Annotated in this window: 12 protein-coding genes; 10 read left to right on the plus strand and 2 right to left on the minus strand. The window is 62.4% G+C overall.

Annotated features, from left to right (window positions below; genetic code table 11):
- Positions 1–249 precede the first annotated feature (249 nt).
- The 5 genes from AAGS40_RS29055 to AAGS40_RS29075 all read left to right on the plus strand — a co-directional run bounded on the left by AAGS40_RS29055 (position 250) and on the right by AAGS40_RS29075 (position 6,159).
- Complete coding sequence (locus AAGS40_RS29055; protein ID WP_345817010.1) at positions 250–1,173, plus strand: LysR family transcriptional regulator; 924 nt, start codon at positions 250–252, stop codon at positions 1,171–1,173.
- Between the two features lie 201 nt (positions 1,174–1,374).
- On the plus strand, positions 1,375–2,424 hold the full coding sequence (locus tag AAGS40_RS29060; RefSeq protein ID WP_345817011.1) for an Ldh family oxidoreductase: 1,050 nt from the start codon (positions 1,375–1,377) through the stop codon (positions 2,422–2,424).
- Between the two features lie 127 nt (positions 2,425–2,551).
- The gene (locus AAGS40_RS29065) at positions 2,552–3,832 is read left to right on the plus strand and encodes an MFS transporter (RefSeq protein WP_345817012.1); all 1,281 of its coding nucleotides are present in this window, start codon (positions 2,552–2,554) and stop codon (positions 3,830–3,832) included.
- A 102-nt stretch (positions 3,833–3,934) separates the two neighbouring features.
- Positions 3,935–4,681 carry an ABC transporter substrate-binding protein gene (locus tag AAGS40_RS29070; protein WP_345817013.1) on the plus strand — a complete coding sequence of 249 codons (747 nt, stop codon included), beginning with the start codon at positions 3,935–3,937 and terminating at the stop codon, positions 4,679–4,681.
- A 314-nt stretch (positions 4,682–4,995) separates the two neighbouring features.
- Entirely contained in the window at positions 4,996–6,159 is a 1,164-nt protein-coding gene (locus AAGS40_RS29075) for an acyl-CoA dehydrogenase family protein (RefSeq protein ID WP_345817014.1), read from the plus strand.
- Between the two features lie 320 nt (positions 6,160–6,479).
- Here the strand turns inward: AAGS40_RS29075 and AAGS40_RS29080 are convergent, their stop codons facing one another.
- The gene (locus tag AAGS40_RS29080) at positions 6,480–7,178 is read right to left on the minus strand and encodes a FadR/GntR family transcriptional regulator (RefSeq protein WP_345817630.1); all 699 of its coding nucleotides are present in this window, start codon (positions 7,176–7,178) and stop codon (positions 6,480–6,482) included.
- Positions 7,179–7,630: 452 nt separating this feature from the next.
- Between AAGS40_RS29080 and AAGS40_RS29085 the strand changes: the two genes are divergently transcribed.
- From AAGS40_RS29085 to AAGS40_RS29105, 5 genes are all read left to right on the plus strand, one after another.
- Positions 7,631–9,241 (plus strand): sugar ABC transporter ATP-binding protein, encoded by a 1,611-nt coding sequence (locus tag AAGS40_RS29085; RefSeq protein WP_345817015.1) that lies wholly within the window; start codon positions 7,631–7,633, stop codon positions 9,239–9,241.
- The gene (locus AAGS40_RS29090; RefSeq protein WP_345817016.1) at positions 9,238–10,254 is read left to right on the plus strand and encodes an ABC transporter permease; all 1,017 of its coding nucleotides are present in this window, start codon (positions 9,238–9,240) and stop codon (positions 10,252–10,254) included. The genes AAGS40_RS29085 and AAGS40_RS29090 overlap by 4 nt, the downstream gene beginning before the upstream one ends.
- 102 nt (positions 10,255–10,356) lie before the next feature.
- The gene (locus AAGS40_RS29095) at positions 10,357–11,280 is read left to right on the plus strand and encodes an ABC transporter substrate-binding protein (protein ID WP_345817631.1); all 924 of its coding nucleotides are present in this window, start codon (positions 10,357–10,359) and stop codon (positions 11,278–11,280) included.
- 108 nt (positions 11,281–11,388) lie between these two features.
- Complete coding sequence (locus AAGS40_RS29100) at positions 11,389–12,399, plus strand: zinc-binding alcohol dehydrogenase family protein (RefSeq protein WP_345817017.1); 1,011 nt, start codon at positions 11,389–11,391, stop codon at positions 12,397–12,399.
- A gap of 272 nt (positions 12,400–12,671) precedes the next feature.
- Positions 12,672–13,592 (plus strand): mannitol dehydrogenase family protein, encoded by a 921-nt coding sequence (locus tag AAGS40_RS29105; protein ID WP_345817632.1) that lies wholly within the window; start codon positions 12,672–12,674, stop codon positions 13,590–13,592.
- Positions 13,593–13,784: 192 nt separating this feature from the next.
- On the opposite strand, the gene AAGS40_RS29110 is transcribed toward AAGS40_RS29105, so the two are convergent.
- Complete coding sequence (locus tag AAGS40_RS29110; RefSeq protein ID WP_345817633.1) at positions 13,785–14,513, minus strand: SDR family oxidoreductase; 729 nt, start codon at positions 14,511–14,513, stop codon at positions 13,785–13,787.
- Positions 14,514–14,537: the final 24 nt, after the last annotated feature.

The following is a 14,537-nucleotide window of genomic DNA, read 5'->3' on the forward strand; positions in this document are numbered from 1 at the left end:
CCGACAGCGAAATGAACCCGATAAACGCTAGCAGGGCAACGCGCCATGTCGCGCACCGCGTTCGCGCTTCGGTTGAGGGAACTCGTCGCCCTCCCGCGATGGATTATCTGCCGCGCTGGCGTATGGTGCTCGCCGCCGACAGGCTGACGCATTCCCGCGACCCGGTTGCCGCGAATGGCCGCGCGCCCGCGTACGGGTTCGAGCAATCCTTCAGCACGTCGCAAGCGCACCCATCCACGTACGAGCACAATGAACTTCGATCTGTCCGACCTGCGAGCGTTCGTCGCGTCTGCTGATTTCGGCAGTTTTCGCGCCGCCGCCGACTCGCTCAACATTTCGCCGTCCGCACTATCGCGGCGCGTGGAAAAGCTCGAATCTGCGCTTAACATACGGCTCTTTGAGCGCACGACGCGCAAAATGGAACTGACGGTCGCGGGCCGTTCTTTCCTCGAAAAGGCGCGCAACGTACTTACCGAACTCGAAAGCTCGCTGTTCGGCATGGAGGATCTGGGACGGCGCTTGACGGGGCTCGTCACGATTGCGTGCGTCCCGTCGGCCGTCAGCTTTTTCCTGCCCGGCGCCGTGAAGGCTTATCACCAGAAATATCCCGGCATCCGCGTGCGGCTGATCGACGAAACAACGTCCGTCGTCTTTCTCGCGGTGGCGCGCGGCGACGCCGACTTCGGTCTCACCTATATCGGCACGCAGGAACCCGACATCGAATTCACGCCCGTTCTGCAGGACCCGTTCGTGCTCGCTTGCCAGCGCGATCATCCGCTGGCGGCCAAACGTTCGGTGAGCTGGACGGATCTCGCGAAGTACCCGGACTATCTGCTGCTCGCGCAGGGCAGCGGTAACCGCACGCTGATCGACAACGCGCTCGCGCAAACGGTCCAACAGCCGCACTGGTTCTGCGAAGTACAGCATGTGCCCGCGCTCGTCAGCATGATCGAAGCCGGCCTCGGGATCGGAGTCGTACCGGAGCTCGCGCTGCCGCGTGATCGTCGTCGGTCGGTCGTCGGCATTCCGGTCACAGGGCCCAGCGTCGTGCGGACACTTGGCGTGATCCGCCGCAAGAACCGTCCGCTGACGGCCGCCGCGCAACATTTCTTCGATCTGCTCGTGCACCCGCGCACGGGCGCCGGACGGCGCGCTAAACGGCGCACGTCATAAGCCTGCCATTCCTGGTGTTCAGGCGCCGGAAGTGCTGCGTGATTCGTGCGTCGCACGCAGCAATTCAACTAAAAAATGCGTTTGCCGACGGAGTCGTTTCGGTCGGATCATGTGTGAAACGCTAGCGCTGCCCCGCACCGTCGTCCGGCAGCCGCTTGAATCAATCGCATGGTTTGCACATTCGAAAGGAGACGCCCGTTCATGACCCCGTCAACCACCACCGAAGGCATCGTCAGCAAGGCCCGACTGACAGAGCTGACTATCGACGCGCTGTGCGCACTCGGCCTGAATCGCACCGATGCCGCCGACACCGCCACCATCCTCGTGCTCGCCGACCTGTTCGGTTTGCGCACACACGGCACGAGCCGCATCGAATCGTATGGTTCACGCCTGCGCATCGGCGGCATCCATCCCGCACCGACGATCGCATCGGAACAGGTCGGCCCGGCGCTCTACAAGCTCGACGGCGACAACGGCGTCGGACCCCTGGTCGGTTATCGCGCACTCGAACTCGCGATGAAGGCCGCGCGCGAACAGGGCATTGCATGTGTCTTCGCGCGCGGCAGCAATCACTTCGGCCCGGTTTCTCCTTACTCGTATCTCGCTGCCCAGCAGGGCTTCGCCAGCATCATCGGCAGCAACGCAACGACGACAATCGCACCGTGGGGCGGCACCGACGCGCGGCTCGGCAACAGCCCGGTGGGCTTTGGCGTGCCGAATCCCGAAGGCCGTCCGTTCATTCTCGACATGGCGATCAGCGTCGCCGCGCGCGCGAAGATTCGAAACGCGCTCAAGCGCGGCGAATCAATTCCCGGCGACTGGGCCACCGACGCGCAAGGCAAGCCGACGACGGACCCGAAAGCGGCGCTCGACGGCTTTCTGCTACCGATCGGCGGCCACAAGGGCTACGGCCTCGCGCTGGTCGTTGATCTGCTGGCTGGCCTGATGTCCGGCGCGGCTTACCTGACGCACGTGAAGTCGTGGGAAGACGACCCGGATCAACCGCAGAATCTCGGCCACTTCTTCATTCTCATCGACACGTCGAGGCTCGGCAGCGGGCCGTGGCTCGCCGCCCGGATGAAGGACTACGCGGCGATCCTGCATGGTTCTGCGCCCGCCAATCCGGACGCACCTGTGATTGTCCCCGGTGAGATCGAACTCGATCGCCTCGACAGGCAGATGGCGGACGGTATCCATATCGGCGCTGCGCAGTTGGCGATGCTGGAAGCTGCTGCGGCGATGAAGCGCTGAACACCGGCGCGTTGATGGATCGCCGCTGCCGGCACGCAGCGCAGGTGTGGAGACAGGCGACCGACGCGGTGCGCGGTTCACGCGCACATCGGACGTCGAGCACATAACAAGAGACAAGGAGTGACAGGTGACACACATTCGATGGCGCATCGTCCTGCTGCTGTTTATCGCAGGCTTCATCAACTACCTTGATCGCTCGGCGCTGTCCGTCGCCGCGCCCGCGGTCGCGCAGGAACTGCATCTGGCGCCAGCCCGCATGGGGCTGGTGTTCTCGACGTTCTTCCTCGGGTATGCGGCCTTCAACTTCATCGGCGGCTGGGCGGCCGATCGCTGGGGCGGCAAGCGCGTCTTCTCCGGCGCGATCCTGATGTGGTCGTTGCTGTGCGGCGCGACCGGTTTCGCCACCGGCTTCGGGTCGCTGCTGGCCATCCGTACCCTCTTCGGGATGGCCGAGGGCCCGCTTGCGGCGACGATCAACAAGCTCGTGAACAACTGGTTTCCGCACAGGGAATCTGCGACCGCATTCGGTTTTGCCAATTGCGGTCTGCCGCTGGGCGGCGCGGTGGCCGGTCCGGTGGTTGCACTGCTGACGCAAGCGTATGGTTGGCGCATCGCGTTTGCGGGCGTCGCATGTTTTGGGCTGATCTGGCTGGCGTTCTGGCAAGTCATGGCGACGGACAAGCCCTATCAGCATCCGCGCGTGTCGGGCGACGAGCGCCTGCTGATCGAGTCCGACCGCAGCGTCAGCGAGAATCCGGCGGACGTGCAGCGCCTCGCCTTTTACCTCAAGCAGCCCGCCATCATCGCGGCCATGATTTCTTACTTTGGGTACAGCTACATCCTGTTCTTTTTCCTGACCTGGTTCCCGAGCTTCCTGACGATGGACCGTCATCTGAGCCTGAAGAGCATGAGCCTCGCGACGGTGCTGCCGTGGCTGCTGGGCTTCATCGGTTATGGCCTGAGCGGCGTGCTGTCTGACCTGGTCTTTCGCCGGACCGGCAACGCGTTTCTCGCGCGCAAGTGGGTGCTGATCGTCTGCCTCGGCCTCGCCGGCGTCTGCGTCGCACTCGCCGGTACCGTGACGACCACCGCCAACGCGCTGCTGCTGATGGCCATTGCGGTGTTTGCGCTGTATTTGAGCGGTAGCACGTACTGGGCACTGATTCAGGACACGGTGCCCAACGCGAAGCTTGGCAGCGTTGGCGGATGCGTGCATTCGATCGCCAACTGCGCAGGCATTATCGGCCCTGCCGTAACGGGGTTTCTGGTCCAGCAGAGTCACACGTTTTTCAGCGCATTCGTCCTCGCGGGCGGTATCGCGCTCGCCAGCGTAATTGCCGTGGCCATCCTGCTGCGACCTCGGGCGGCGGCGCGGCACAAATCGAACGAAGCGAGCATCGCCGGCTGAACGCCCATGCGTGATTCCGGTAAAAACCCTGCTGCAGCCAGCCGGTTATGACGACGGCTGTTCCCATTCACCCAAGCCGAATCCCAAGCACCTCACACCATCATGACATTCGATCCATCCATCATCCGCGCCTTTACGCCAGCGGGCACGCTGCGCGCCTCCATCAACCTCGGCAATCCGATTCTCGCGAACAGGGACGCGTCGGGCGCGCCGTCCGGCGTCTCGGTCGATCTTGCGCGCGCGTTCGCTGAGCAGCTCGGCGTCGAACTGGAACTGGTCGAGTTTGACGCGGCCGGCAAATCGGTTCAAGCCGTGAGCGAGGAGCGCGCGGACTTCGGCTTCTTTGCGATCGATCCGCTACGCGGCAAAACCATCGCTTTTACCGAACCCTATGTGCTGATCGAAGGCTATTACATGGTGCGCGACGCGTCGCCGATCCGCTGCAATGCCGACGTGGACCAGCCACAACATCGCGTCACCGTCGGCAAGGGCAGCGCATACGATCTGTACCTGACGCGCGAACTGAAGCATGCGCAGATCGTGCGCGCGCCCACCTCACCGACCGTGGTTCAAACGTTTCTCGAACAGAACCTGGAAGTCGCGGCGGGCGTCAAACAGCAACTCGAAGCCGACGCGGATCAGGCGCCCGGCCTGCGCCTGCTCGACGAGCGCTTCATGGTGATCCGGCAGGCGATGGGCGTGCCGATAAGCCGCGGCACAGCAGCAGCCAACGCGTTGAACAGGTTCGTCGAAGAGATGAAGGCATCCGGGTTCGTCGCCGAGGCGCTCACGCGACACGGCGTAGTCGGCGCATCGATTGCGCCACGAGGGGGACCCGAGCTGGCATGAGCCCGTAGCCTACTTTTGTCGTCGAGGCAGGCACGTGGTGCGGGTTTCGATGCTGCCGCGAATGGCGTGCTCCCGGGCATTTTCGCGACATCTGGGCCCTTTTGGACGAGTCATAGGCCACCCCTATGACGGGCACAAGCAATCGATATTTCCCGCCCTGCCCGGCAATCCTATACAGTCGGTTCATTCCGATCATCATGCGCCGAAACCCGGCCGGAGACTGACATGACAGTGCAGGACGCCCCCGTGCAGACAGCAAACCAGGTCGCAAGCGATGTGATCGCGCCGGCGCCCGCCACGGCCGGACTACCATCATGAGCGACATTCCCGATGACCCGTATCAGGACATGCGCGACGCCGTCCGCGACCTCTGCAGCCAGTTCTCGGCGGAGTATTTCCGCAAGGTCGACGAAGCACGCGGCTACCCGGCCGAATTCGTCGATGCGCTCACGAAGGCCGGCTGGCTGGCCGCACTGATTCCGCAGCAATTCGGCGGCTCCGGCCTCGGTCTGACCGAAGCCTCGGTCATCATGGAGGAAATCAACCGCAGCGGCGGCAACTCCGGTGCCTGCCACGGCCAGATGTACAACATGGGCACGCTGCTGCGGCATGGTTCCGACGAACAGAAGGCTCAATATCTGCCGAAAATCGCCTCGGGCGAGCTGCGCCTCCAGTCGATGGGCGTCACTGAGCCGACGACGGGCACCGATACGACGAACATCAAGACCACGGCCGTTCGCAAGGGCGACCGCTACGTCATCAACGGGCAGAAGGTCTGGATTTCGCGTATCCAGCATTCCGACATGATGATTCTGCTGGCGCGCACCACGCCGCTGTCAGAGGTGAAAAAGAAGAGCGAAGGCATGTCGATTTTCCTCGTCGACCTGCACGACGCCGTCAGGAACGGCATGACGATCCGTCCGATTCGCAACATGGTCAATCACGAAACGAACGAACTTTTCTTCGACAACCTCGAAATCCCGGCCGACAACCTCATTGGCGAGGAAGGTAAGGGCTTCAGATACATCCTCGACGGCCTGAATGCCGAGCGCACACTGATTGCAGCCGAATGTATCGGCGACGGCTACTGGTTCGTCGACAAGGTATCGCAATACGTGAAGGACCGCGTCGTGTTCGGCCGGCCCATCGGCCAGAACCAGGGCGTTCAATTCCCGATCGCTCGCTCGTACATCAACGTTGAGGCTGCGAGCCTGATGCGCTTCGAAGCCGCCCGTCGATTCGACGCCCATCAGCAATGCGGCGCGCAGGCAAACATGGCCAAGCTGCTGGCTGCTGATGCTTCGTGGGAAGCCGCGAACGCGTGCCTGCAGTTTCACGGCGGCTTCGGCTTCGCCTGCGAATACGACGTCGAGCGCAAGTTTCGCGAGACGCGCCTGTATCAGGTCGCGCCGATTTCCACGAACCTGATTCTGTCCTACGTTGCCGAACACATCCTCGGTCTGCCGCGCTCGTTCTAGCAGGCGGCCCGACAAGTTGCCAGCGGACGAGCGGAAGCCGGTTTGCGTTTCCGGTAGTCAGCTGGTGGACCTCGCGGCAGATGAACGGTTCTCATCTAACCGTTGCCGCGTCGCAAACCGCGAGGACGGCGGTAGAAGCACCCGCACTGCTGCCGCCGCGCTTTTTGCCGAAGATGCACTGCGGATCGACCTGGTGTCCGCGCTCGGCGAATACACGGCTACGTACCCGGCACGTCGCGAAGACTTAAGAAATCGCCCGTCTGTTCAGCGATCATGTCGGCCACATTGCGTGTGGCATTTGCCAACACGATCACACGACTTCATCCCGACTCAGTCCACCGTATTTCGGACGCCTTCAGATGGCTGCGCATCGCAGATTGAGCCGCGAGCGGATCGCGCTCTTCGAGCGCACGATAGATCGCCTCATGTTCTGCGAGCGCCGCCGCCCAGGTCTGCCCCGTCTCTGCACGACCGCTCAGGCGCGCTGAAATCGGACTGTGACGCTCATCGAACAGTTCGGTCACCATCCGGACCAAGACGAGATTGCCGGTCATCTCCGCGATCGCCACGTGGAACGCGCGATCGTGCTCGAGTGGAGAACGCCCTGCGTTGATCTGCGCGCGCATCCCGTCGAGCGTCTCGCGCAGGCGGGTCAACCGCTCCGGCGTAATCAGCGCGGCGGCCAACACGATCAGCGAGCCTTCCAGAACCGCACGCGCCTGCATCAACTCGTACGGACTTTCTCCCAGCGCAACGGTGGCATTCGGCGAACGCTCGGGTATCCGGCACACATAGACACCGGAGCCCTGGCGAATCTCAATGGAGCCTGCGATCTCCAGCGCGATCAACGCTTCCCGCAGTGATGGCCGCGAAACGCCCAACTGCTGCGCAAGATCGCGCTCGGGAGGCAAGCGTGTGCCCTGCGCGAAGTCACCCGACTGGATAAGCGCCCGAATCTGGTCGGCGATGTGCTGATAGAGACGTTTCGTCTCGACCTGTTTGAGTCGGGTGCTGGTCAAACGTCCTCCGTGGAACCGGTATGTCGCGTGCGTCGCTGATGGCCCAAACTTAGGTTTGGTCAGGCCAATTAACGGGAATGAAAACTGGTGACGATTATAGGCCACCTCGTCATTGCGACCAAAGAACCTTCGTTCGAGGCTAAATCCCACGTCCGTAAGTCTCTTACCATCAGCGTCACCTATGGTGCGCATGAAGCCGACCCATCGAAGACAAAAGTGGCTTGACCAATTAACGCGGCGTGCCTATGATCAAGTTGCCGTCGCCGTTCGCTACCGTACCGGTTGCGGCTTCGTTTTGAGAAGAACAAAACCACGTACCCGCCCCACGGCGGCGTCACGAACTGGAGACAGCCTTGCTGGAATTCCCGACACGGCCCGCGCCGCGCCGCGCTCTATCGGCGCGCCCGCATTCTGGTCATGCCCGCCTCGCAGTTGCTCCGGGCGAACATCGTATGGCTGCCCCGTCCGCGCAGGCGTCGGCGTCCGAGCCGGCAAACGCGCCGCCTGCCGATGCGCCCTCCCGCTCCTTACGGCCAGACGGCAATGCCGAGTTGTTGCGTCTCACGGGCGTGACCAAGCGCTTCCCGGGCGTCGTCGCATTGGACAGCGTCAGCTTCGACTTGCAGCGGGCCGAGGTTCACGCCGTATGCGGAGAAAACGGCGCGGGCAAATCGACGCTGATGAAAATCATCAGCGGCCAGTACCTGCCCGACGATGGCTCCATCGTCTACAAGGGCAGCGAATGCCGCTTTGCTTCGTCGCTCGAAGCCCAGGCGGCAGGCATCGCCATCATTCACCAGGAGCTGAACCTGGTGCCGCACCTGTCGGTGGCGGAGAACATCTTTCTCGCCCGTGAGCCGCGCCGCGGGGTGTTCGTCGATCGGGCGCGTCTGCGCGCCGATGCGCAGCGCTGCCTCGACCGGCTCGGTGTCGACATCGCACCGGGAACACTCGTGCGCACGCTCCCAGTCGCGCAACGGCAAATGGTGGAAATCGCCAAGGCGCTCTCGCTGGACGCCGAAGTCCTGATCATGGACGAGCCGACGTCGTCCCTCACGGAGACGGAGACCCGCCAGCTGTTCAGGATCATTCACGAGCTGAAACGCGCCGGCGTCGGAATCATTTATATCTCGCACCGGCTCGATGAAATGACCGAGATCGTCGACCGCGTCACCGTCATGCGCGACGGACGTTACGTATCGACCGATGTGTTTCGCGAAACCACCATCGATAAGGTCGTCGCACGCATGGTCGGCCGTTCGCTCGAAGATAAGTTTCCGCCGCGCACGTCCGTTCCGACGCAGGAGGTCCTGCTGTCGGTCGATCAATTGACGCGCGCGAATGTGTTCGGACCCGTCAGCTTCGAATTGCGGCGCGGCGAAATTCTGGGCTTCGCCGGCTTGATGGGCGCGGGTCGCACGGAAGTGGCGCGCGCGATCTTCGGCGCCGATCTGCCCGACAGCGGCACGATCAGGCTGGGCAACGAGACCCTTGCGATACGTTCGCCAATCGACGCTATCCGGCGCGGCATTGCGTACCTGTCCGAAGACCGCAAGGCCAACGGCCTGTCGCTCAACATGCCTGTGGCCAGCAATATCACCCTGGCCAACATGGGTGCGGTCTCGAACCGCCTGGGATTCATCCGCTTCGCGGCCGAGGCCGCCGTGGCGAAACGCTATGTGGACGCGCTGGGCATACGCACGCCAAGCGTCAGGCAAGTCGCACGCAACCTGTCAGGCGGCAATCAGCAAAAGGTCGTTATCAGCAAGTGGCTGTTTCGCGACTCCCGGGTGCTGTTCTTCGACGAGCCCACCCGCGGCATCGACGTCGGCGCCAAATTCGCGATCTACGAGCTGCTCGACAAGCTGGCGGCGCAAGGCATCGGCGTGGTCATGATCAGCTCCGAACTCCCCGAGATTCTCGGTATGACGGATCGCGTGGCCGTATTTCATGAGGGCGACCTCGTGACGATCCTCGAGACCCGTCAAACGAGTCAGGAAGAAATCATGCATTACGCCTCGGGACGCAGAGGCGCTTCGGATACCCTGGGAGCTTCGCAATGAGCACGCTTACACGTCCCACCTCTTCGCTTGCGAGCGAACGGCGCAAGGATCTGATCCAGAAGTTTGCCGCCTTCGCCAGCCTGATTGTGATGATCCTGGTGTTCTCGTCGACGAGCGAGGCTTTCCACACCGTCGACAACGCGATGACCGTCGCGCTGCAGGTAACCTCGATTGCGTACCTTGGCGTCGCCGCGACCTGCGTCATCATCACGGGCGGCATCGACCTGTCGGTCGGCTCGGTGCTCGCGCTGTCCGGTGTCGTGGCGGCCCTCGCGGTGAAGGCCGGCATGCCGGTCACCGTCGGCATGCTGCTTGGCATCGTGGTCGGCGCGCTGTGCGGCGTGGTGAACGGTCTGTGTGTCACGCGCATGCGCCTGCCGCCGTTTATCGCCACGCTCGGCATGATGCTCGTGGCGCGTGGCCTGGCACTGCAAATCACTGGCGCGCGGCCCGTGTCGGGACTGGGTGATGCCTTCGGCGTGCTGGGCAACGGCGCGTTGTTCAGGATCGAGACGATCGGGGCGGACGGCTTTCCCGACGTGAAGTTTCCAGGTATCCCGTACCCTGTGATTCTGATGATCGTCATTGCGATCGCGGTCTCGATCATGCTTAGCCGCACCACGCTCGGCAGGCATATCTATGCTGTCGGCTCGAACGCCGAAGCAGCCAGGCTATCCGGCGTCAATGTCGCGCGCGTGACGATGTTTACTTACGTGCTCTCCGGCGCGCTTGCAGGCGTGACCGGCTGTGTGCTGATGTCGCGACTGCTCACCGCGCAGCCGAATGAAGGCGTGATGTACGAACTTGACGCGATTGCCAGTGCGGTGATCGGCGGCACCTCGCTGATGGGCGGCGTCGGCACGATTTCCGGCACGGCTATCGGCGCGTTCGTGATCGGCATTCTGCGTAATGGGTTGAACATGAATGGAGTCTCCAGCTTCATTCAACAAATCATCATCGGCCTGGTGATTCTGGGCACTGTCTGGATCGACCAGCTCCGCAATCGCCGGTGATATGCATCGGCGTTTCGGACCGGCTGGTCTGCTGCGCCGAGAAGTCCACGTACTACAACAAATCCTCACAGGAGTAGAGACATGCGCACATTCCAACTGAGCATGCTGGCCGCCACGCTGATGCTGGCCACCGGACTTGCTCACGCCGCCGGTGGCGAGATCGCGGTGATCGTCAAGACATCGAGTTCCAACTACTGGCAGAACGTCCAGAAGGGCGCCAACGCGGCAATGGGTCAACTCAAGGGCTACACGATGACTTTCCAGGGCCCGGCGACGGAAACCGCCATTGCCGACGAAGTCAACATGGTCGAGAACGCGGTGAATCGCAAGGTGGCCGGCATCGTGCTCGCGCCGTCCGATCCCGACGCACTCGTGCCGGCCGTCAAGAAGGCGTGGGAAGCGCATATCCCGGTCGTGATCATCGACTCCGCGCTCTCCGATTCGGGCAAGCAGTATTACCAGTCATTCCTCTCGACCGACAACAGGAAGGCGGGCGAACTGTGCGCCAAAGCGCTGATCGACCGCGTGGGCCAAAGCGGCAAGGTTGCGATCATGTCCTACGTGGCCGGTGCGGGCTCGGAGATCGGCCGGGTCGGCGGCTTCCGCGACTATCTGAAGGCACATTCGCAACTGCAGGTGGTGGGACCGTTCTATTCCAACTCGCAGATGGCGACCGCGCTGAACCAGACCACCGACACATTGACCGCTAATCCCGACCTCAAGGGCATGTTCGGCGCGAATGAGCCCACCGCGGTCGGCATGGGCCGCGCACTCGAACAGTCCGGCAAAGCCGGCAAGGTAGTGGCGATCGGCTTCGACGGCAATCAGGATCTGCAGGGCTTCATCAGGGACGGCACGCTCGCCGCCACCGCCGTGCAGGGCTCGTATCAGATGGGCGAGCTAGGCGTGAAGACAGTGGTCAATCTGATCGAGAAAAAGCCGGTGTCGAAAAACTTGGACACCGGCGTGGTGATGGTGACCAAAGAGAACATCGACAAGCCCGAAGCGAAGAACGTGCTGTATTGATCGAACTGGCCGACCGGGCGGCTCGATATCGCTCTCGCCCGGCCGCCGCTGCAGACGTATTCGAACCAACGCTGCGCCGCTCGAAAGGGCAATGAACCAAGGATTGCTATGCTTACCGTCATATGCGAGACGCCAGGAAAGCTGATTGCACAGGAAAGGCCCAAACCCGAAACGGGAGGAAACGACGTGCTGCTGCGCGTCAAGCGTGTCGGCGTGTGCGGTACGGACTTGCATATTTTCACGGGCAATCAGCCTTATCTGGCTTATCCGCGTGTGATGGGCCATGAGTTGTCCGGCATCGTCGAAGAGGCGCCCCCGCACAGTGGACTCGTTGCTGGCGATCAGGTCTTCGTGATGCCGTATCTGTCCTGCGGCCAATGCATTGCGTGCCGCCGCGGCAAGACCAATTGCTGCGTGAATATCCAGGTGTTGGGCGTGCATCGAGACGGCGCGTTCACCGAGTACCTGAGCGTTCCCGCGCAGTTCGTTCACAAAGCCGAAGGCATCACGCTCGATCAGGCGGCCATGGTCGAGTTTCTTGCAATCGGCGCGCATGCGGTCAGGCGTGGCGACGTGAAGCAGGGTGAACGCGTGCTGGTCGTTGGCGCGGGGCCGATTGGCATGGCGGTGCTGACCTTCAGCAGGCTGCGCGGTGCGACGGTAACCGCGCTCGATACGCGTGCGGACCGGCTCGGTTTCTGCGTTGAGCAACTGGGCGCCGCGGCCGCGGTGCAGATCGGCGCCGACGATCACGCGCAGTTGTCGGAACTGACGGACGGCGACTTCTTCGATGTCGTGTTCGATGCGACCGGCAACCCCAAGGCAATGGAACGCGGCTTTCAGTTCATTGCCCATGGCGGCCGGTATGTACTCGTGTCGATCGTAGCCGACACGATCACTTTTTCGGACCCCGAGTTCCACAAGCGCGAAGCCACCCTGCTTGGCAGCCGCAACGCGACGCTCGAGGACTTCGACACCGTCATCAAGGCGATGCGGGCGGGCCATATCCCGGACCGCGCGCTGAATACGCATCGGCTGGCGCTGACCGATGTCCCCGCCCGCTTTGCGACACTGCTCGATCCTGCCGGCGGTGTCGTCAAAGCTATCGTGGAATGTTAGCGATGCACTCTTCGCATGACGAAGCGCAGGCCCCGGCCGCACCGCTCACGCAGCCCATTCTGCAATTCGGCACGAGCCGTTTCCTGCAGGCGCACGTTGATCTATTCGTCTCAGAGGCGCTCGAATCCGGCCAGCAAGGGGCGGCGTCCGGCGGCATTGCCGTGGTTCAGACCACAGAAAGCGCCGACAGCGCCGCGCGCATCGCCGCTTTTGCGACCGGCGCCGGCTACCCGGTGCATCTACGGGGGCTGCATTCGGGCCGATTGATCGACGTGACCCTGACCGCACGAGCGATTCGCCAAGCCGTCCACGTGCGCAGGGATTGGGCACTGCTGCGCGAGGCGATCGCCGGTCCCGTGCGGATCATTGTTTCGAACACGGGGGACCAGGGTTATCAACTCGATGAACGCGATAACGCTGACATTTTCGCCGACCCGAGCCGCGTACCGCACAGCTTCCCCGCCAGACTGCTGTCCCTGTTGCACACGAGATGGCAAAAGCAGCCCGATGCACCGCTATCGCTGTTTCCTTGCGAACTGATCGAGAAAAACGGGGAGGTGTTAAAGGGCATCGTCGTGGGCTTGGCGTTGCAATGGCAGATGCCCGGCGACTTGATCCGCTATCTGGCTGACCACTGCGTGTGGGCCAATTCGCTGGTCGACCGGATTGTGTCGGAGCCGATCCGGCCGATAGGCGCGGTGGCGGAACCGTACGCATTGTGGGCGATCGAGCAGCAGCCCCGGCTGCAGATACCGTGTGTCCATCCTTCGATCGTACTGACGGAGAATCTCCAGCATTTCGAGCGGCGCAAGCTGTTCCTGCTGAATCTCGCGCATACATTTCTCGCGGAGCGCTGGTTACGCGATGCGCGCGCCGCTGAAGAGACGGTCCTGAATGCGATGAGCGATCCTGTCCTGCGCGCGGAACTGGAGGCCATATGGCAACAAGAGGTCTTGCCGGTATTCGATCTCCTCGGTGAAGGGGATGACGCGTTGGCCTACGTTGCGCAGGTCCGCGAACGCTTGCTCAACCCCTTTCTGGCGCACCGCCTTGCCGATATTGCGCAGAATCATGAGCAGAAGAAGCAGCGTCGGATTGCGCCATTACTGGCATTGGCGGCGTCTTTGACACAAGCCAACGGCACGCGGATCGAGCAACCCCGTCTGACAGACATCATGGCTAGCGGAATCTGACGCGGCACTTGCGCTGCGCGGCGGTGCGTCGTTCATACGAACACCGCGTCGACCACGACACTGATTGCGCCAGGTATCCCGGTCCTGTTACTCCGGAAGTGTTCTTCGAGTGCCGATGCGCCCGCCTTCAAGTCCTCCGGACACCACGGCGCTATTGTTGCGAGCTGGCACAAGGTGCACGCACAAGACCTGTCACCAGGGAATCTGTGTCTGCTCGAAGTAGAACCGGCCCGATGGTCCGGCCGGGTCCTGTGTCGCGAGCCAGACGATGCCCGCGGCTGCCTGTTGCACCGTTCGGTAACCCGAGTGGTTGTTGAAATCAGTGGCGGTATAGCCTGGATCGACGGCATCGACCTTGATACCGACTGCCGCCAGCTCTTTTGCAAAAGCTAGCGCAACCGCGTTGAGGGCCGACTTCGAACTGTTGTAGCCGAGGATGTTCACGCCGTAGAACTGGTTGTCCGGGTCAGATAGCCAGCCGAGCGACCCGAGCCCGCTGCTCACCATCACGACAGTGCCTTGACCGGCAGATTTCAGCAACGGCACGAACGCCTGCGTCACGCGAATCGGGCCGAAAACGTTCGTCTGGTACACCGCCTGGATGCTGTCGACTGATTGCTGGCTAGGTGTCGTGTGCGGGCCGCCCGGAATGCCGGCGTTGTTGATCAGCACATCAAGTCGACCATCTTCGTCGCGTACACGCGCAGCAGCGGCACGTACGCTTTCATCCCGGGTTACGTCGATAGGCAGTAGCCGAACGTTATGGCCTTCCGCGACCAAAGACTTCACCGCGGCTTCACCGCGTGCGGCATCACGGCAGCCAAGCCAGATCCCATATCCTAGTCGCGCCAGTTGTCGCGCCGTTTCCAGCCCAATGCCCTTGTTAGCGCCCGTAATCAAAGCAGTTTTACCGGTATTCATGTTTCGTCTTCCCGAATGAGTGTC

Origin of the sequence: Paraburkholderia sp. PREW-6R (genome assembly GCF_039621805.1) — a bacterium.
GTDB lineage: Bacteria > Pseudomonadota > Gammaproteobacteria > Burkholderiales > Burkholderiaceae > Paraburkholderia.